Source organism: Rhodobium gokarnense, from assembly GCF_025961475.1.
In the GTDB taxonomy this organism is placed as follows: domain Bacteria; phylum Pseudomonadota; class Alphaproteobacteria; order Rhizobiales; family Rhodobiaceae; genus Rhodobium; species Rhodobium gokarnense.
The window spans coordinates 1-18,210 of sequence record NZ_JAOQNS010000022.1 but is presented as its reverse complement, the minus strand read 5'-3'; the positions used below and the strand labels follow the sequence as shown (position 1 = coordinate 18,210).

The window sequence follows — 18,210 nt, the reverse complement described above, 5'->3', positions numbered from 1 at the left end:
ACCTTGAAGACGTAAGCCGCGCCGCCGCCTCACGACAGCATCGGCACCACCACGGAGGCGAGCAGCAGCACCGCCATGGCGATAGAGAAGAGCCGCCAGGCCCGGTCGGAGGTGCGGAAGAACCGGGCCACCGCGCGCCCGAAGATGCACCAGATGGTGACCGCCGGCGCGCCGACCAGGAGAAACACGACGAGGAACGCGAGCGTGCCGGAACCGTCCTTGCCGGCCGGGGCGGCAAACAGCGACACCATGGCGACGATCGTCGCCCAGGCCTTGGGATTGATCCACTGGAAGGCGGCGGCCTCCAGGAAGGTCATCGGCCGGGTCGCGCCGTCGACCGTCCCGGGCGGCGAGGCGATGGCGACCCGCCAGGCGAGATAGAGAAGGAACAGGAGGCTCGCCGCCGTCAGCACCATGGAGACCGTCGGCGCGGCCTTCAGGAACCCGCCGACGCCGAAGCCGGTGAGCACGACCATCACGCTGAAGCCGACCACGATACCGAGCATGTGCGGCACCGTTCGGGTAAACCCGAAGGTCGCACCGGAGGCCAGCAGCATCATGTTGTTCGGCCCCGGCGTCGCCACGGCGACGAACAGGAAGGTCGCCAGCGAAAGAAATGAGTCGATCATGACGCCTTCCCGCAATCATCGTGCTAATTAGGTCAATAATACTGACATAAATTGCCGACGCCATCGCGCTCTGCGCATGGCAGCCCCCTCGCACGCGCATGGCCGGCGACGCTGGCGAAGCGCTTCCAACAGGCTGTCAAACGCACTAGGTACTGGCCAGGACAGAACGCAAAGAGGGAAAGGACGGACCCAATGGATCTCGGACTGAAGGGCAAGACGGCGATCGTCTGCGCATCGAGTCGCGGCCTCGGCAAGGGCTGCGCCATGGCGCTCGCCGAAGCCGGCTGCGATATCGTCGTCAACGGCCGCAACGAGGAAACGCTGAACGCCACGGCCGGCGAAATCCGCAGCGCCACCGGCGCCTCGGTGACGGCCGTTAGCGCGGACGTCTCCACCGCCGAGGGCCAGAAGGCGCTGCTCGCCGCCTGCCCCGAACCCGACATCCTGATCAACAACAATGGCGGCCCGCCGCCGCGCAAGTTCACCGAGCTCGGCCGCGAGGAGATCATCGAGGGCGTGATCCAGAACATGATCACCCCGATCGAACTGCTGCAGGCCTCCATCGGCGCCATGCGCCAGAAGGGCTTCGGGCGCATCATCAACATCACCTCGCTGTCGGTGGTGATGCCGATCGAGGGGCTGGACCTGTCGAGCGGCGCCCGCGCCGGCCTCACCTCATTCCTTGCCGGCGTCTGCCGCGAGGTCGCGGGCGACGGCGTCACCATCAACCAGGTCCTGCCCGGCAAGATGGATACCGACCGCCTGCGCACTACCGTGCGCAACGCATCGAAGGCGCGCGGGCTCTCCGAAGAGGACTTCATCGCCCAGCAGCAGGCGGAAATCCCGGCCCACCGCTACGGCAATGCGGAGGAATTCGGTAAGGTCTGCGCGTTCCTGTGCTCCGTCCATGCCGGCTACATCACCGGCCAGAACATCAAGGTCGACGGCGGCCTCGTTCCTTACGCCTTCTGAGCGAAGCCGAGACAAAAAAAGCCGCCGGCGGGCCCGATTCCCGCGGGCGGCTGCAGGCCTCTCGCCGCAGTCGTTTATTCCGACAGCCGCATCTGGCTGATGTCGGCGGCGATCGACTTGAAGGCGTTGCGCAGCGCCGTGCCGTTCGACGCATCGAAATATTTGCCGGACGTGCTCGCGCACTCCTCCATCATCGCCTTGGCGCTGGTGCTGTAGAGCTGGAAGGTGACCGAGTAGATCTCGATGCCCGCCTTCTTCATGTTCTTGCAGAGCTTCTTTGCCCGCTGCTCCGACTTCGACTTGGCGTTGCCCCGCGATTCCTTGTACTTGCCGGAAGCCTCGTTGTAGTCGTAGGCGGTGTTGAACTCGCCGTCGGTCATCAGGATGGCGATCTTGACCGTCTCGTCGTCGTCATAGGCGACCGGATCGCTGCCCGCCGGCCACAGCGGCGACCATTTCGGCGACAGCGTGTACCAGCTCCAGGCAATGCCCGTATGCCCGGCGGTATAGCCGGTGGTGGCGAGCGAATTGATCTTGGTGGTCAGCGTCGCGTTGCTGTCGGTCAACGGCAGGAACTCCACGCCCGGGCAGCCGGTAGAGCCGTCGCCGATCGGCGCCTGTGTGTAGAAGGCGTCGGTGAAGGACTTCACCGAGCGCTCGGTCGCGCATTTGTTGCTGACCCCGTCCGTCACCGCGGAGGCATAGGAGGCGACGTTGACGCCCTGGCTGTAGGGGATGATCGCGATCCGCACCTCGTTCTGATAGGAATGCGCCGTGGTCGGGATCAGGACGTCGATGAGTTCCTTGGCCGCCGCCTTCAGGTCGGAGATCTTGGAGCCGGCCATTGATCCGGTGACGTCGAGCATCAGCGCCACCTCTATGTCCTTGTCGGAGAGCCGCGCCACCGACTTGTTGGCAATGTCGATGTCGGCAAAGCCGGCAAGCTGCATGAAGGTCGTCGGCATGGTGAGGGTCGCATCGACACTGACCGCGCCGGTGTCGGGATCCTGGGTGATCGTTAGGCCCTTGATCGAAATCCCGCTGCCGCCGGACAGCGTGATCGCGTTCTGGAAGGTGGCGTTGACGATGGCGTCCACCTCGTCCTTGCTGCCGCCTTCGCGCACCAGCTTGGCGACGCCCGCAAGGGCCGCCGCGTCGAGCGCGTTCCTGAGCGTCGCCTTGGTCTCCAGCGCCCGGGAATAGTCGATCGCCGTGCCGACCAGAAGCAGGATCGGTATCAGGAGAAAGGCAAAGAGGATCGACAGGGCCCCCGCCTCATTGGACGCAAATCGCGCAACAACGGCTTTTAAACCGGCAATAGACATCGTTCCCGCCTCGCCCATTTCCGGCGGCCGAGGGGCCGCGAACCGGAAAACAGCATTTCTTGATATTCGTTGAGGCGATACTAGCGAATAACCGGTATATCTCCCGTTAAGGCAGTTCGCTAAACTGTAATTAAAATGATAGGTAAAATTTGAATCGAATTTTCTGCTTCCAGGGACGATTCAATGCTTGCGGCCAAGGCGCGGCCGATCGCCCGGCCCCGGCCGACAAGGAAGACCGGCGGCCCCTGCCGCCGCCGGCCATAATAATTCGATGCAGGAAACGGCGTTACGACGCCGCGTCGCGGGCCGACAGGAACCGCGCCTGGGACACCCGGCTCCAGGTCGCCTGGGTCGACCTTGCGTTGCGGAACGAGGCAACGACCTCGGCGCTGACGGCATCATGGTCCGCGACCATGTCGAGGACGTCCTCGCTTGCGGTAGCGGCGGCGGCAAGCAGCGTGTCGGGATAGTAGCGCAGCTCCACGCCGTGCTCCTCGCGCAGCCGCGTCAGCGCTGCCCCGTTGTGCCATTCGGACTCGGTCAGCGCGAAGATGTTCTCCGCCGCCGCGGCGTGTTCCACGACCGCCTGAAGGTCGGCCGGCAGCGCCGCGAACGCCTCTTTGGAGACCAAGGCCTCGCCGGTGCCGTTCGGCTCGTGGAAGCCGGGGGCGTAGTAGTATTTCGCCACCTTGTAGAAGCCGAGCGCGGCATCGCTCCAGGGCCCGAGGAATTCGGTGCCGTCGATGACGCCGCTTTCCAGCGCGGTGAAGATCTCGCCCGGCGGCAGCGAGACCGGGGTCGCGCCGAGCCGGCGCATGACCTCTCCGCCGAGCCCCGGCATGCGGATCTTCAGGCCCTTGAGGTCGTCGAGGGAGGTGATCTCCTTGCGGAACCAGCCGCCCATCTGGAAGCCCGTATTGCCGGCCATCAGCGGGCGGACGCCGAAGGGCGCATAGAGCTTTTCCCAGACCTCCTGGCCGCCGCCATGGTTGATCCAGGCGATGTGCTCCAGCGGCGTCAGCCCGAACGGCCCGGCTGTGAACAGCGCGGCGGCCGGCATCTTGCCCTGCCAGAAAAGCGAAGCCGTATGGGCCATTTCCGCCGCCCCGTTGGTGACGGCATCGAAGACTTCCAGCGGCGGCACCAGTTCGCCGGCGGCATAGACCTTGATGGTGAGGCGCCCGCCGCTGAGGTCGGCAATGCGCTTGGCCAGCCGTTCCGCGGTCACGCCCGGTCCCGGCAGGTTCTTCGGCCAGGAAGTGACCATGCGCCATTCGATGGCCTCGGACGCCGGCGCGGCAAGCGCCGGGCGGGCGAGCATGGCGCCGGCGGCGCCGGCAAGGGTCGCGCCGAGGGCGGCGCGGCGGGAAAGGCCCGTGCGGTCCGGATGTCCGGTCATGGCTCAATCCTTCCAGAGTGCGTGGAAATGGTGGACGGGTCCGTGGCCGGAGCCGATCCGGAGCCCGTCGGCGGCGCGGATCGCCGCCGTGACGTAGTCCTTGGCCTCACCCACGGCCTCGGTGAGGTTCCGGCCCTTGGCCAGCCCGGCCGCGATCGCCGAGGACAGCGTGCAGCCGGTGCCGTGGGTGTTCTGCGTCTCGTGCCGCGGCGCGGTGAACCAGTGGCTCTCGCCATCGGCCGTGACGAGAAGATCGGAGCTTTCCGTCCCGCTGCCGTGGCCGCCCTTCAGGAGCACGGCCCGCGGGCCGAGCTTCAACAGCGCCTCGGCCTGGCGGGTCATGGCATCGGCGTCCGACGCCACCGGCTCGGCCAGCATCCGCGCCGCCTCGAAAAGGTTCGGCGTGATCAGGAGCGCCTTCGGCACCAACACCGAGATCAGCGTCTCGACCGCCTCCGGCACCAGGAGCGGGTCGCCGGAGGCCGCGACCATGACCGGGTCGAGCACCACGATCTCCTGGGCGTGCGCGGCAAGGCCCGCCGCCACCACCTCGATCACGGCCGGCCGCGACAGCATGCCGATCTTCACGGCGTTGACGGCAAGGTCGGAAAACACCGCATCCATCTGCGCGGTGACGAATTCCGGCGGCACGTCGTGGATGCCGGTGACGCCATGGGTGTTCTGGGCGGTCAGCGCGGCAACGACGCTGGCGCCGTAGACGCCGAGGGCGGAAAAGGTCTTGAGGTCTGCCTGAACCCCGGCGCCGCCGCCGGAGTCGGTTCCCGCAATAGTCACGGCGATCGCCGTCATGTCCCGGTCTCCCTGAGATATGGAAAGTGTGGTTAGAGCCCGGCCGGGACGTCGGCCGGGCAAAGCGTGAGGCGGGCCTGAAGCGTTGCCGCATCGAGGCCGTAGAGCGTATCGAGGAAGCCGACCTGCAGGCTGGCCGGCCCGGCCGCCGTCTCGCCGGCGATTTCCGCCGCAACGCCGACGGCGGAAAGGCCCGCGGCCGTCGCAATGAGCGGATCGCCGATGACGGCAAGGAAGGCGGCAACGACTGCGCTCGCGGCGCAGCCGGCCGCCGTCACCCGCGCCTGCAGGGGATGGCCGTTGTCAAGGAAGACGGTCCGATCCCCGTCGGAAAGGATGTCGCGCGCGCCGGTCAGCGCGACGACGATGCCATGGCGCAGTGCCGCCCGGGCAACGGTGTCGGGCCCCGGTTCGGCCTCGAACAGGGTGCGGAATTCGTCGGCATTGCAGCGAAGGACGGCCGGTCCGAGATCGATCAGCCGCCGGGCAAGCGCGATGCGCCGCGGTGAGGATTCCGCATGCGCCGGATCGAGGCACCAGGAAAGCGCCCGCTCCTTCGCCGCCGGCATCGCCGCGTCGACGGCCTCGGCGCGAAGGGCATCGAAGGTGCCGAGATTGACGAGAAGCCCGTCGGCCCTGGCGACGAAATCGCCGATCTCGTCGGCGGCAAGCGTCATGCTGGGAACGGCGCCGAGCGCCAGCAGCGTGTTGGCCGAAAAAGTCTGGGCGACCGTATTGGTGATGCAGTGGACGCGCGGTCGCGCTTCTCGCACTTCGTCAAGAGCCGCGGCGATCGCGCCTGCGGTGACGGCATGGCCGTGCGTCATGGCCGCCTCCCCTGTCGGGAGAAGGTCCGATCGATTGATGTCGTGAAGATGAGAGAAACGCTCATCCCAATCCCTCCGCCGGCATGATCCGGATCAGGTTCTTGGGGTTGGCAGACCGCCTCTCAGCCCGTTCGGGCACCCCCTTGGAATACGCTGAAAGACGTAAAGCCAATCGGGCGTGATTGCAAGAGCCCGGCTAACCATGCGCGGGTGCCGGAGGGGCCAGACCCGCCTTGCCTCCCGGGCGCAACAATGCCATCTGTTGCGGGGAACTCGTCCAATGCTTTGCGGAGAATGCCGGCCATGAAACCGTTTTTCGTCCTCATCAAGTCGCAGCTCGGCAAGGCCTACGACGTCGCCACCGAGATCGCCGATGCCGAGATCGCCTCGGAGATCTATTCGATCGCCGGCGACCACGACCTCCTGGTCAAGTTCTATGTCGAGGACGACACCGATATCGGCCACTTCGTGAACCAGAAGGTGCACGTCATCCCCGGCATCCAGGACACCAAGACCATCGTCACCTTCAAGGCGTTTTAGGCCTTCTGCCAGCCTTAAGAGCGACTACTAGAAAAAAGTAGCCGAATTCCGTTGGCGTTTTGGAAGACCTGCACCCCCGCAGCCAGACCCTTACAGTGAAAAGCAATATTCAGGCCGTATTGGATCTATGAAACAGAATAATATGAAATAAAATATAGCAAGAGAGATATGACTGTGAATTTTTAAATTTTTAAAAATTCCAGAATACTAATATCTCTCATTCAACGATTGGTCAGCCTTCCAGAAAAATTGTGAGGGCCAGGAATGCCGCTGCATGTGTATGTACCACGCACCCGCGTACCATTGATCCAACCCGTGTAAGAACAGTTATTTCTATCACTTGCATTGAATTGCCGCAGTGTTATCGAATCGCCGCCGCATGTATAGTCGATCTCTGCGCTCTTCTCAGCGCCAGCAGTCACACCATGATGCGTGTAATCTTCGAAATCCCAAGTTATTGCCCATGCTGCGGCCTCTCTCCCGACCATATGGCTATAACCGTTGCAATCTGCGAACACCATATTACAGGAAGCAACAACAAAAAGAGAAGTTACCAACGTTCGCACATCAACCTCCATTAATGGTAGTTTAATGAAAATCTAATCCATTTAAAATTGTATTGGTTTTTTTGTCAATGCCCATCGATACCATGTGACGGTATCCTCAATACTTCGCCGGCGTTCCGGCGCGGCGCTGGCGGGTGCGGTCGCGGTCGAGGCCGAGCCGGTGCTCGCGGTAGATGACGAAGAGGCCCGAGGCGGCGACGATCGCCCCGCCGATATAGAAGGCAAGGGTCGGCACCTCGCCGAACACGGCCCAGCCGACCATCATTGCCCAGATGAGCTGGATGTAGTCGAACGGCGCGATGGTCGAGGCGTCCGCATAGCGGTAGCTCTGGGTCAAAAGGAACTGGCCGAACCCGCCGACGAGCCCCGTCATGACCAGCAGAAAGGCGTCGTAGGGCGACGGCCAGACCCAGCCGAAGGGGAGCGTCGCCAGCGACAGCGCCGACCCGACGAGCGCAAAGAACAGCACGATCGAGGCCGTCTTTTCCGTTTCCGTCATCTTGCGCACCAGTGTCATGGCGCCCGCCATGCCGACGGCGGCAACGAGGCAGAGCAGCGCGCCGGTGCGCGCCTCGGGCGTCTCGGCCACCGACCCCAGACCCAGATGCGGCGACATGATGACGAGCATGCCGACAAAACCGACGAAGACGGCGCCCCAGCGATAGGCGCGCACCGTCTCGCCGAGGAACAGCGCGGCAAAGGCGACGGAATAGAGCGGCGCGGAATAGCTGATCGCGGTCGCATCCGGCAGCGGCATCATGGTCAGCGCCCCGAACCAGGAGGCCATGGCGATGAGCCCGACGGCCGCACGGGCGACATGCAGCTTGGGCCTGTGGAGCCTGAGCGCACTGCCGAGCTCGCCGCGGATCGCGATCATGGCGAGGATGGGAAAGAGCGAAAAGAAGGTGCGCGCGAACACCACCTCGCCGATCGGAATGCGCTCGCCGACGATCTTGACCAGCATGACCATCCCGGTCAGCACCAGACCGGAGGCGATTTTCAGAATGACGCCGAGCACGGGGCGCATGGATCGAACCTTTCGCGGAGCGGAATCGGAAGACGCGTCAGCGAAAAGTGATAATCGGTTTTCGGGCAGGAACACGCTTCAGACGCAAATCGTCGCCTTTGTCCATACGGCTTTGCCGCCGAAAGGACAAATGCGAATCGCGCAATGCTGCGTCCCGCTGTCGCAGCCGATCCCGCGTTCAGCGGCTTGACGGGGCCGCCGCCATCGCCGTCAGCCGGTCGAGCACCTGCCGTTCCATATCCTTGGGAACGGCATCGATCCGGAACATGCGGTTCACCCACAGGCCGTCGACCGCAAGCCGCACGATCGCGGCATTGAGCGGATCGATGCCGTCGGAAAACATCGCCGACTGCAGGTCCGGCTGGCGCTCCCGCAAGGGCTGGATCAGCTCCGGCTTGTAGAGGGTGCTGCTGAGGAGCGCGGCGGCAATGTCGGAGAACTTGTTGTCGTCGTCCGGCGGGAACGAGGCCGCCACATAGGCCCGCGCCCAGGCGCCCGGCGCCTCGTCCCGGCCCATGGTCGCCTCGACCTGGCAAACGAAGGTGTCGAACATGCGCTGGAGGAGCGCCGAAAAGAGGTCGTCCATGGTCGGATACACGGCCTCGACAGCCTCAAGGTCGAGGTCGGCGGCCGCCGCGATCGCCGGCAGCGTCAGGGCCTCGGCCCCGCTCTCCTGAACGAGATGCGCCGCGGCATCGAGGATGTATTCGCGTGCCTGGTCGCCCTGCATGTTGCGCCCGCCTTTTCGGAAACCCGCAGGCGCAACGTAGTATTTTTTTCCGCCAGATCAATCGGCAGAAGCCGACGCCCGGCGGATTGCCTCCCAGACCCGGAGCGGTGTTGCCGGCATGTCGATATGGACGATGCCGCATGACCGGTGGAGCGCGTCGACGACGGCGTTCATGACGGCCGGCGTTGCGCCGATCGTGCCGGCCTCGCCCGCCCCCTTGATGCCGAGCATGTTGGTGGTCGAGGGCACGTTGCGGGTCTGGAACCCGATATCCGGCATGTCGTCGGCCCGCGGCATGGTGTAGTCGAGGAAGCTCGCCGTCATGAGCTGGCCGTCCTCGTCATAGACCGCGTGCTCCATCAGCGCCTGGCCGGCCGCCTGGACGACGCCGCCATGGACCTGGCCGGCGAGCAGGATCGGGTTCACCGTGACGCCGAAGTCGTCGACGATGGTGTAGCGCACGATCCGCGTGACGCCGGTCTCCGGGTCGATCTCGACCTCGCAGACATGGCTGCCGTTCGGATAGGTCGCCTCGTCCTGCTTGAACTTGCCCTTTGCCGACAGCTGTTCCCTGTCGCCGACGGTCTGTGCCAGATCCACGAGGCTCACCGCCTTGTCGGTGCCGACGACCCGGACCTCGCCGTCGGCAAGTTCCAGATCCTCCACGGAGGCCTCCAGCCGGTCGGCGGCGATCTCCTTGAGCTGTTCCACCAGCGTGCGGCTGGCGATGTCGACGGAGGGCAGCCCGAGCGGGATCGAGCGCGAGCCGCCGGTGCCGCCGCCGGACTTCAGCTTTGCGGTGTCGCCCTGGACGAGGTTGACCCGGTCGAGGTCGACGCCGAAATAGCCGGCCGCGATCTGGCCGTAGGCGGTGGCGTGGCCCTGGCCGTTCGACATCGTGCCGATGAGGATGCTGAGCGAGCCGTCCTCTTCCAGCCGCACTTCCGCGCCCTCCGAGCCGGCAAAGGCGCAGGCCTCGATATAGGTGGCAAGGCCGATGCCGCGGTAGAGCCCGCGCGCGCGGCTGTCGGCGAGACGCGCCTCGAACCCGGTCCAGTCGGAAACCTCGAGCGCCTTGTCCAGATGACCGGCGAACTCGCCGACGTCATAGGTGCGCCCGCCCGGCGTCGCGTAGGGAAAGGCGTCGGGTTGAATGAAGTTGCGCCGCCGGATCTCGTCCTGGGGAATGCCGGTCTCGCGGGCGCATTTGTCGACGAGGCGCTCCAGCAGGAACGCCGATTCCGGCCGCCCCGCGCCGCGATAGGCATCGAGTGGCACGGTGTGGGTGAAGACGCCGCGGATGTGGGTGCGCGCCGCCGGGATGTCGTAGACGCCGGTCATCATGGTCGCGCCGAGCCAGGGGATGTAGGGCCCGAACTGGGCGAAATAGGCGCCCATATTGGCGATGATGTCGACCTTGAGCCCGAGGAACCGGCCGTCCTTGTCGAGCGCGACTTCGGCACTCGTGACGTTGTCGCGGCCGTGCGAGTCGCCGAGGAAATGGTCGGTGCGGTCGGCGACCCATTTCACCGGCCGGCCGAGCAGCCGCGCGGCATGGAGCGCCAGCGGATATTCCCGGTAGACGAACATCTTGGTGCCGAAGCCGCCGCCGACATCGTGGGTGACGACGCGCAGCGTGTCCGGATCGATCTTCAGGATCTTTTCCGAAATCAGCCGGTGCATGGAATGCACACCCTGGGAGGCGACCGTCAGTTTCAGCTTGCCGGTCTCCGTATCGATTTCGGCAACGGCGCCGCGCGGCTCCATGTAGTTGGTGACGACGCGGTTGTTGATGAGCGCGATGGAAACGACCCGGTCGGCCCCGGCAAAGGCGGCCTCGACCTTGTCGGCATCGCCGACGATGGTTTCATAAGCGTGGTTGGTGCCGCGATCCTCCCAGACGAGCGGCACGCCGTCACCGAGCGCCCTGCCCGTATCGGCGATGGCATCGAGCGGCTCGAAATCGATCTCGATCAGTTCGGCCGCGGACTTTGCCTCATTGACGCTGTCGGCGACGACGAAGGCGATGGCGTCGCCGACGAACCGCACCCGGTCGCGGCAGAGCACCGGAAAGTCCGGCACCTCCGGCTTGGAGCCGTCCGGCTGGGTCGGCATCGCCGCACAGGGCATCGGCCCCAGATCTGCGACGTCCGCACCCGTCAGCACCAGATGGACACCCGGCGCAGAGCGCGCGGCGCCCAGGTCGCCGAGGGTGAAGGTCGCATGGGCCATCGGCGAGCGCAGCACCACGGCGTGGAGCGTGCCCTCCGGCGTCACGTCGGCGACATAGCGTCCGCCGCCGGTGATGAAGGCCTTGTCTTCCTTGCGCCGGACCGGTGCGCCGATGCCGAATTTCTGGTTTGCCACGTGGTTCATGCCTGGCCTTCTCAGGGATCTGGATAAGAGCGGGATGGATTGCGGCGGGACCTTGGGCGAAAAAGCGCACCCGGCCGCCCGAAAACAGTTACGTGACGATACATATAAGCGGGATATTCGTCACGCCCATGTCGGTCGAACAGGGAAACGCCGGACGGCCCTGTCCCTACCTGCCGCGCAGCGACCGCAAATGGGCAACGAGGCCGGCCGTCGAGGGGTCGTGCTCCTCGGGCGAGGCCCCGTCGCGGACGACGCCGAGAAGGCTTGCCGCCAGTTCCTTGCCGAGTTCGACGCCCCACTGGTCGAAGGAGTTGATGCCCCAGACCGCCCCTTGCACGAACACCCGGTGCTCGTAGAGGGCCAGCAGCCGGCCGAGGGTGCGCGGATCGAGGGTCTTGTAGAGCAGCGTCACCGTCGGCCGCGAACCGGGGAACACCTTGTGCGGGGCGAGTGCTTCGACCGCATCGGGCTCCATGCCCTTTTCGGCAAGCTGCGCGCGCACCTCCTCGGCATCGCGCCCAACCATCAGCGCCGCGCTCTGGGCAAAGCAGTTGGCGATCAGCTTGTCGTGGTGGTCGCCGAGGTCCTCGTGCGGCTCGGCCGCGACGAGGAAGTCGATCGGAACGATCTCGGTTCCCTGGTGGAGAAGCTGGAAGAAGGCGTGCTGGGCGTTGGTGCCGGGCGCGCCCCAGACCACAGGGCCGGTCTCCATGGTCGCCGGCTCGCCCGACAGCGTCACGCGCTTGCCGTTCGATTCCATGTCGAGCTGCTGCAGATGCGCGGCGAAGAGTTCCAGCCGCTGGTCGTAGGGAACGACGCCATGGGTGGCAAAGCCGCAGATATCCCGGTGCCAGATGCCTGAAAGCGCCATCAGCACGGGCAGGTTGCTGCCGAGCGGCTCGGTGCGGAAATGCTCGTCCATCTCGTGGGCGCCGGCAAGGAACGCCTTGAAGCTCTCCGCTCCGACGGCAATCGCCACCGGCAGGCCGATCGCCGACCAGACGGAATAGCGCCCGCCGACCCAGTCCCAGAAGCCGAAGATGCGGTCCTCGGCAATGCCGAACTCCGTCGCCTTGGAAATGTTCGTGGAGATCGCCGCGAAATGGGAGCGCACGGCCCGGTCGGTGAGCTTTGAGGCAATCCAGTCGCGGGCGCTCGCCGCATTGGTCATCGTCTCAAGGGTGGTGAAGGTCTTGGAGGCGATGAGGAACAGCGTCGTCTCGGGGGTGAGGTCCGCCAGCGTATCGGTGATGTGCGCGCCGTCCACATTGGAGACGAAATGCACGCGCGGCCCGCCCTCGCGATAGGGCGACAGCGCGCGCGCCGCCATTGCGGGTCCCAGGTCCGAGCCGCCGATGCCGATATTGACGACGTCGGTGAAGGGCAGCCCGGTAGCACCCCGGATCCGGCCGGCCCGGATTTTGTCGGCGAAGTCGCAGACCCGCTCCAGCACCCCGTTGACGTCCGGCATGACGTCGGCGCCGTCGACCTTGATCGGCCGGTTGGAGCGGTTGCGAAGAGCGACGTGCAGCACCGCCCGGTCCTCGGTGGTGTTGATCTTTTCCCCGGCGAACATCGCGTCGCGCTTCTGTTCAACGCCCGTCGCTTCGGCAAGCGCCAGGAGGTCGGACAGCACCTCGCGGGTCATCGCGGTCTTGGAGAGATCGGCGAGGAGATCGCCTTGGCCGAACGAGAAATCGGCGAACCGGGCCGAATCGTCCTCGAAGAGAAACCGGACCGGCAGGTCCTTGAGGTCGGCCCAACGGGCCTTCAGGTCGCGGAGAATGGCTGGGACGGTTCTGGTCATCGAAACGGCCGCTTTTCTGGGAACATGGGAGAGGAAAGGCTGCGGCGATCATACACGTCCTCGCGATCCGCACCAGCCTTGACGCTCCGCCGGCAAACGCCCTCACCCCTCTGCGGCACCCGCCTCGGCCGCTGCCGCGCTCTTTGCCTCTTCCGCCTGCAGTTCCTTCTTGGAGAGCTTGCCGACCAGCGTCTTCGGCAGTTCCTTGCGGAACTCCACCGTACGCGGCGTTTCCAGCCGCGACAGCCGGTCAGAGAGGAATTCCATGAGGGCGAGTTCGGTCAGCTTTTCCCCGTCATAGAGCTTGACGAACGCCTTCGGCACCTGGCCGCGATAGGCGTCCGCAACGCCGATGACGGTGACCTCGTCGACGGCGGGGTGCTGGCCGATCGCCTCCTCGATCTTGCGCGGATAGACGTTGTAGCCGGAGGTGATGATGATGTCCTTGATGCGGTCGACGAGATAGACGTAGCCGTCCTCGTCCATATGGCCGATATCCCCCGTCCTCAGCCAGTCGCCGTGCAGCACCTCCGCGGTCTCGTCCGGCACCTTCCAGTAGCCCTGCATGACCTGCGGGCCCTTGACGACGATCTCGCCCTTCTCGCCCGTCGGCATCACCCTGTCGAAATCTTCCATGTCGCGGATCTCGACCCGTGTCCCGGCAAGCGGCGGCCCGATGGAGCCGGCCTTGACCGGCCCGGTGATCGGCGTGCAGCAGACGACCGGCGAGGCCTCGGTGAGGCCGTAGCCTTCGACGAGGACGCAGGTCGCAAGGGACTCGAAGCGCTCGCGCACGTCGGCCGGCAGCGGCGCCCCGCCGGAAAGGCAGACCTTGAGCGACGTCAGGTCGTCCGAGCCCACATTGCGCGCATTGTTGAGGGCGGCAAAGAGCGTCGGCACGCCGATGAAGAGCGTCGGCTTGGTCCGGCCGAACGTGCGGACGAGTTCGCGCAGCTCGAACTTCGGCAGGAGCACCATCTCCGCACCGATCAGGACGCACAGATTCTGCTCCGCCGTCATGGCAAAGACGTGGAAGAACGGCAGCACGCAGACCATGCGCTCCGCGCCGAGCGCGGCCGCGCCAACAAGGACCCGCACCTGCTCCATATTGGCGGAGAGATTGCGGTGGCTCAGCATCGCCCCCTTCGGGATGCCGGTCGTGCCGCCGGTATACTGGATGAGCGCGATCAGCTCCTCCGGATCGGCCTCGACGGGCGACGTGTCGCCGCCGCGCGCCATCAGGTCGGGATAATGGACATAGGCCGGATCGTCCGGCACATGGGCCCGCTCGCCGCCCTTGAAGAGGCCGAACATCATCCGCTTCATCGCCGGCAGCGCATCGGCCAGCGGACAGACGACGATGGTCTCGATCACGTCTTCCGCATGCGCGGCCGCCGCCTTGTCGAAGAGGTCCTTCAGGTCGATGGTGACGAGGATCCTGATCTCGGCGTCTTCAGCCTGGCGGATCAGTTCCTGCTCGGCCATCAGCGGGCTGAAATTGACCACCGTGCCGCCGGCGCGCAGCACCGCGTAGTAGCAGATCGTGTAATAGGGGGTGTTGGGAAGGCAGATGCCGACGCGGACGCCCGGCTTGACGCCGAGGCTGCGGAACCCGGCCGTCGCCTTTTCCACGTCCGCGCCGACCTGCCCCCAAGTCCAGCACCGTCCCATGAAGTCGATCGCAGGCCGGTCGGGATGGGCCGCGACCGTATCGTCCAGATAGGTGTGCATGAGCCGCGGCCGGAACGCTGCCAGCCACTCGTCCACGCCCGTCATGGGCATCCTCCCTTCGCCGCGATTGTCGCGGTCATGGCTTTTCGGCACATCGGATGGCATGTGCCGCAAGACCTTAACATATGCCCGGCCCGCCGCGTTTGAAGGGCTCTGCCCGCTCCGCCGGCCTCGCTCACTCCTCGTAGGAGACGCCGCGTTCCGCCAGCCAGGCGCGGAACCGCTCGACCTTTTCCTCAAGCGAACAGGTCGGCGGCAGGTCGTCCAGATAGTTGCCGTACTGCTCGCGCAGTTCCAGTTGCTGCGCCACCGGCAGGTCGTCCCACGGTATCAGCGTGTCGGCGGTCGTCATGCCGTCCTCCTTGCCGCGCTCACAGCTTGCCGTCGAGCGCTGCCTTGATCGTCAGGAAATCGCGCCAGGCGAGCCGCTTCTGCTGCGGCTGGCGCAACAGATAGGCCGGGTGGAGCGTCGCCATGGCGCGGATCTCGATGCCCTCGCGCTTGTAGCTGAGCCACTTGCCGCGCAGCCGCATGATGCCCTCGCGCGCGCCGGTGAGCTGCTTCGCCGATGCGCCGCCGAGAAACACCAGCACCTCCGGCGAGACGAGCTCGATCTGGCGCTCGATGAAGGGCGCACAGATCTCCGTCTCCGACGGGCTCGGCGTGCGATTTCCGGGCGGCCGCCAGGGCACCACATTGGCGATATAGGCGCCGGACCGGTCGAGCCCGATGGCATGGAGCATGCGATCCAGCAGCTTGCCGGAACGGCCGACGAAGGGCAGCCCCTGGATGTCCTCGTCACGCCCGGGCGCCTCGCCGACCAGCATCAGCCGCGCTTCCGGATTGCCGTCGGCAAAGACCAGGTTCTTGGCGGTCATCTTGAGGTTGCAGCCGTCGAAGGCGGCAAGCGCGGCCTGGAGATCGTCGAGGGTGGATGCCTCGCGCGCGGCGCTGCGCGCCTCCGCCACCGCCTGGTCTCCGGGAACGGTGGCTGATCGCGCCGGCTGGGCCGGTTGTCGGGTTTGAGGCGGCTCGGCACGCGGCGGCGCCGGACGGGCCTGGGGTGCCGCCGCCTGCGGACGCGCCGGGCGCTCTGCAACCCCGGCCGGCAGCGCCTTCTGGCGGCTTTCGGCGAAGCGGTCGACGGGATCGTCGGCGAGCACCGCATCGACGCCTGATGCGGCATAGAATTCCAGGAGCGCGGTCAGTTCGTCGCGACCGATCCCCTCTCCGCCAGCAATGCCCGTCTCGTCCTCGCTCATGCCCGCGACAGTAACGGCGGACGGCACCGTTGGGAAGCGGCCGGCACGGGCGGAAGGCCGTCGCGCGAACGCGCGCGACGGTTCCCCATGCGACTTGTTTCCGTATCTCCTGCGATTGCCGCCGGCGCTGCGGTGCAATATGAAAAACGTATAACAACCCGTGCACGGGACACCGACAGAGCAGCCTTCAGCGACACAACCGACGATGGGAGACCTTGAGATGAGCGACCAAAGCACCCGGCCCGAACGCGAATCCATGGAATTCGACGTCGTCATCGTCGGCGGCGGCCCGGCCGGGCTTGCCGCTGCCATCCGCATCAAGCAGCTCGCCGCCGAGCGCGACGAGGAGATCTCCGTCGTCGTCCTGGAAAAGGGCGCGGAGGTCGGCGCCCATATCCTCTCCGGCGCGATCCTCGACCCGATCGGCCTCGACAAGCTGCTGCCGGAGTGGCGCGAGGAGGAGAGCCCGATCAAGACGCCGGTGAGCCGCGACAAGTTCCTCTATCTCGGCCCCGCCGGCTCGGCCCGGCTGCCCAACTTCGCGCTGCCGCCGCTCCTCTCCAACCACGGTTGCTACATCGTGTCGCTCGGCAATGTCTGCCGCTGGCTGGCGGAAAAGGCGGAGGCGCTCGGCGTCGACATCTTCCCCGGCTTTGCCGCCGCCGAGCCGCTGTTCGACGAGGCCGGCACGCTGATCGGCGTCGCCACCGGCGACATGGGCATCGCCAAGGATGGCGAGCCGAAGGACAGCTTCACGCCGGGCATGGAACTCCTCGGCAAATACGTGCTGATCGCGGAGGGCGCCCGCGGCCACCTCGCCAAGCAGCTCATCGCCCGCTACCAGCTCGATGCCGACCGCGATCCACCGAAATTCGGCATCGGCATCAAGGAGCTGTGGCAGGTCGCCCCGGAAAAGCACGATCCCGGCCTGGTCCAGCACTCCTTCGGCTGGCCGCTCGATTCCAGGACCGGCGGCGGCTCCTTCCTCTATCACCTTGAGGACAACCAGGTCGCCGTCGGCTTCGTCGTCCACCTCAATTACGAGAATCCCTATCTCTCGCCCTTCGAGGAGTTCCAGCGCTTCAAGACCCATCCGGCCATCGCCGACACTTTTGAAGGCGGGCGCCGCATCTCCTATGGCGCGCGGGCGATCACCGAGGGCGGCTGGCAGTCGGTGCCGAAACTCTCCTTCCCCGGCGGCGCGCTGATCGGCTGCTCGGCCGGGCTCCTCAACGTGCCGCGCATCAAGGGCTCCCACAACGCCATGATGTCGGGAATGCTGGCCGCCGAGCATGTGGTGGAGGCCCTCGGCAACGGCCGCGGCGGCGATGAGTTGATCAGCTTTGAGGAAAGCTGGCGTACCTCGCAGATCGGCAAGGACCTGAAGCCCGTGCGCAACGCCAAGCCGCTGTGGTCGAAATACGGCCTTGCCGGCGGCATCATGCTGGCCGGCATGGACATGTGGACCGAGACGCTGATCGGCCGCTCGCTGTTCGGCACAATGAGCCACGGCAAGCCCGATCACGCATGCCTGAAGCCGGCCTCGGAATGCAAGCCGATCGATTATCCGAAGCCCGACGGCAAGCTGACCTTCGACCGCCTCTCCTCCGTGTTCCTGTCAAACACCAACCACGAGGAGGACCAGCCGGTGCACCTCAGGGTCGCCGACATGGCCAAGCAGGTGGAAAGTGCGCTGAAGGTCTATGCCGGCCCGTCCCAGCGCTATTGCCCGGCCGGGGTCTATGAGTGGGTGACCAAGGACGACGGCACGCCGGACTTCGTCATCAACGCGCAGAACTGCGTCCACTGCAAGACCTGCGATATCAAGGACCCGAACCAGAACATCAACTGGGTGGCCCCGGAAGGCGGCGGCGGTCCGGTCTATCCGAACATGTGAGCCTCGCGCCCACCTCATGCGACCGACAAGAAGCGCCCGCCCCTTCCGGCGGGCGTTTTTTTTTGCGGCGGGCGGTCGGCCGCACTTTCGCACACCCGCTACCCCGAACTCCGCGTCATTGCCGTGCTTAACCTAGCAATCCTGAGGCCCGGCATGCTCGGCCATTGGCGAATTCGCTCACCCCTCGCCTAAAACTCAGCCGCCACCCCGGCCCCCGATGTATGTCCCGGAGAGATGATTGACAGGTGTTCGGGGACATGGCTGACAGTCATTGATGATCGTTTTGGGTATGGTTGAGGTCAATGGTTGCGA

Annotated in this window: 15 protein-coding genes and 1 riboswitch; of the genes, 3 read left to right on the top strand and 12 right to left on the bottom strand. The window is 65.7% G+C overall.

Going from position 1 to position 18,210, the window contains the following annotated elements; translation table 11 throughout:
- Positions 1-29: 29 nt before the first annotated feature.
- Positions 30-629: a LysE family translocator gene (locus M2319_RS22995; RefSeq protein WP_264603816.1), complete on the bottom strand. Its 600-nt coding sequence runs from the start codon at positions 627-629 to the stop codon at positions 30-32.
- A 192-nt stretch (positions 630-821) separates the two neighbouring features.
- On the opposite strand from M2319_RS22995, the gene M2319_RS22990 reads away from it, so the two are divergent.
- Positions 822-1,601 carry an SDR family oxidoreductase gene (locus M2319_RS22990; protein ID WP_264603815.1) on the top strand — a complete coding sequence of 260 codons (780 nt, stop codon included), beginning with the start codon at positions 822-824 and terminating at the stop codon, positions 1,599-1,601.
- Positions 1,602-1,675: 74 nt separating this feature from the next.
- On the opposite strand, the gene M2319_RS22985 is transcribed toward M2319_RS22990, so the two are convergent.
- From M2319_RS22985 to M2319_RS22970, 4 genes are all read right to left on the bottom strand, one after another.
- Entirely contained in the window at positions 1,676-2,926 is a 1,251-nt protein-coding gene (locus M2319_RS22985) for a vWA domain-containing protein (protein WP_264603814.1), read from the bottom strand.
- 286 nt (positions 2,927-3,212) lie between these two features.
- Positions 3,213-4,325, bottom strand: a complete 1,113-nt coding sequence (locus tag M2319_RS22980; RefSeq protein WP_264603813.1) for a TRAP transporter substrate-binding protein — start codon at positions 4,323-4,325, stop codon at positions 3,213-3,215.
- Positions 4,326-4,328: 3 nt separating this feature from the next.
- Positions 4,329-5,135 carry a bifunctional hydroxymethylpyrimidine kinase/phosphomethylpyrimidine kinase gene (gene thiD / locus M2319_RS22975; RefSeq protein WP_264603812.1) on the bottom strand — a complete coding sequence of 269 codons (807 nt, stop codon included), beginning with the start codon at positions 5,133-5,135 and terminating at the stop codon, positions 4,329-4,331.
- A gap of 32 nt (positions 5,136-5,167) precedes the next feature.
- Positions 5,168-5,962, bottom strand: a complete 795-nt coding sequence (locus tag M2319_RS22970) for a hydroxyethylthiazole kinase (protein ID WP_264603811.1) — start codon at positions 5,960-5,962, stop codon at positions 5,168-5,170.
- A 53-nt stretch (positions 5,963-6,015) separates the two neighbouring features.
- A riboswitch (TPP riboswitch) is annotated at positions 6,016-6,115 on the bottom strand.
- A gap of 150 nt (positions 6,116-6,265) precedes the next feature.
- Between M2319_RS22970 and M2319_RS22965 the strand changes: the two genes are divergently transcribed.
- Positions 6,266-6,502: an Lrp/AsnC ligand binding domain-containing protein gene (locus tag M2319_RS22965; protein WP_111436278.1), complete on the top strand. Its 237-nt coding sequence runs from the start codon at positions 6,266-6,268 to the stop codon at positions 6,500-6,502.
- 663 nt (positions 6,503-7,165) lie between these two features.
- On the opposite strand, the gene M2319_RS22960 is transcribed toward M2319_RS22965, so the two are convergent.
- From M2319_RS22960 to M2319_RS22930, 7 genes are all read right to left on the bottom strand, one after another.
- Positions 7,166-8,095 carry a DMT family transporter gene (locus M2319_RS22960; protein WP_264603810.1) on the bottom strand — a complete coding sequence of 310 codons (930 nt, stop codon included), beginning with the start codon at positions 8,093-8,095 and terminating at the stop codon, positions 7,166-7,168.
- 178 nt (positions 8,096-8,273) lie between these two features.
- Positions 8,274-8,825 (bottom strand): TetR family transcriptional regulator, encoded by a 552-nt coding sequence (locus M2319_RS22955; RefSeq protein WP_264603809.1) that lies wholly within the window; start codon positions 8,823-8,825, stop codon positions 8,274-8,276.
- A 57-nt stretch (positions 8,826-8,882) separates the two neighbouring features.
- Positions 8,883-11,201, bottom strand: a complete 2,319-nt coding sequence (locus M2319_RS22950) for a xanthine dehydrogenase family protein molybdopterin-binding subunit (protein ID WP_264603808.1) — start codon at positions 11,199-11,201, stop codon at positions 8,883-8,885.
- Positions 11,202-11,367: 166 nt separating this feature from the next.
- Complete coding sequence (pgi, locus tag M2319_RS22945; protein WP_264603807.1) at positions 11,368-13,008, bottom strand: glucose-6-phosphate isomerase; 1,641 nt, start codon at positions 13,006-13,008, stop codon at positions 11,368-11,370.
- A gap of 102 nt (positions 13,009-13,110) precedes the next feature.
- Positions 13,111-14,784 (bottom strand): long-chain-fatty-acid--CoA ligase, encoded by a 1,674-nt coding sequence (locus M2319_RS22940; protein ID WP_264603806.1) that lies wholly within the window; start codon positions 14,782-14,784, stop codon positions 13,111-13,113.
- Positions 14,785-14,914: 130 nt separating this feature from the next.
- Complete coding sequence (locus M2319_RS22935) at positions 14,915-15,091, bottom strand: hypothetical protein (RefSeq protein WP_264603805.1); 177 nt, start codon at positions 15,089-15,091, stop codon at positions 14,915-14,917.
- Between the two features lie 19 nt (positions 15,092-15,110).
- Complete coding sequence (locus M2319_RS22930; protein ID WP_264603804.1) at positions 15,111-16,001, bottom strand: uracil-DNA glycosylase; 891 nt, start codon at positions 15,999-16,001, stop codon at positions 15,111-15,113.
- 220 nt (positions 16,002-16,221) lie between these two features.
- On the opposite strand from M2319_RS22930, the gene M2319_RS22925 reads away from it, so the two are divergent.
- Entirely contained in the window at positions 16,222-17,898 is a 1,677-nt protein-coding gene (locus M2319_RS22925) for an electron transfer flavoprotein-ubiquinone oxidoreductase (RefSeq protein ID WP_264603803.1), read from the top strand.
- Positions 17,899-18,210: the final 312 nt, after the last annotated feature.

What these genes read in the sequence shown, in the direction of transcription:
- M2319_RS22995 (WP_264603816.1), bottom strand. Translation starts at nt 629, where the DNA reads ATGATCGACTCATTTCTTTCGCTGGCGACCTTCCTGTTCGTCGCCGTG.
- M2319_RS22990 (WP_264603815.1), top strand. Translation starts at nt 822, where the DNA reads ATGGATCTCGGACTGAAGGGCAAGACGGCGATCGTCTGCGCATCGAGT.
- M2319_RS22985 (WP_264603814.1), bottom strand. Translation starts at nt 2,926, where the DNA reads ATGTCTATTGCCGGTTTAAAAGCCGTTGTTGCGCGATTTGCGTCCAAT.
- M2319_RS22980 (WP_264603813.1), bottom strand. Translation starts at nt 4,325, where the DNA reads ATGACCGGACATCCGGACCGCACGGGCCTTTCCCGCCGCGCCGCCCTC.
- thiD (WP_264603812.1), bottom strand. Translation starts at nt 5,135, where the DNA reads ATGACGGCGATCGCCGTGACTATTGCGGGAACCGACTCCGGCGGCGGC.
- M2319_RS22970 (WP_264603811.1), bottom strand. Translation starts at nt 5,962, where the DNA reads ATGACGCACGGCCATGCCGTCACCGCAGGCGCGATCGCCGCGGCTCTT.
- M2319_RS22965 (WP_111436278.1), top strand. Translation starts at nt 6,266, where the DNA reads ATGAAACCGTTTTTCGTCCTCATCAAGTCGCAGCTCGGCAAGGCCTAC.
- M2319_RS22960 (WP_264603810.1), bottom strand. Translation starts at nt 8,095, where the DNA reads ATGCGCCCCGTGCTCGGCGTCATTCTGAAAATCGCCTCCGGTCTGGTG.
- M2319_RS22955 (WP_264603809.1), bottom strand. Translation starts at nt 8,825, where the DNA reads ATGCAGGGCGACCAGGCACGCGAATACATCCTCGATGCCGCGGCGCAT.
- M2319_RS22950 (WP_264603808.1), bottom strand. Translation starts at nt 11,201, where the DNA reads ATGAACCACGTGGCAAACCAGAAATTCGGCATCGGCGCACCGGTCCGG.
- pgi (WP_264603807.1), bottom strand. Translation starts at nt 13,008, where the DNA reads ATGACCAGAACCGTCCCAGCCATTCTCCGCGACCTGAAGGCCCGTTGG.
- M2319_RS22940 (WP_264603806.1), bottom strand. Translation starts at nt 14,784, where the DNA reads ATGACGGGCGTGGACGAGTGGCTGGCAGCGTTCCGGCCGCGGCTCATG.
- M2319_RS22935 (WP_264603805.1), bottom strand. Translation starts at nt 15,091, where the DNA reads ATGACGACCGCCGACACGCTGATACCGTGGGACGACCTGCCGGTGGCG.
- M2319_RS22930 (WP_264603804.1), bottom strand. Translation starts at nt 16,001, where the DNA reads ATGAGCGAGGACGAGACGGGCATTGCTGGCGGAGAGGGGATCGGTCGC.
- M2319_RS22925 (WP_264603803.1), top strand. Translation starts at nt 16,222, where the DNA reads ATGAGCGACCAAAGCACCCGGCCCGAACGCGAATCCATGGAATTCGAC.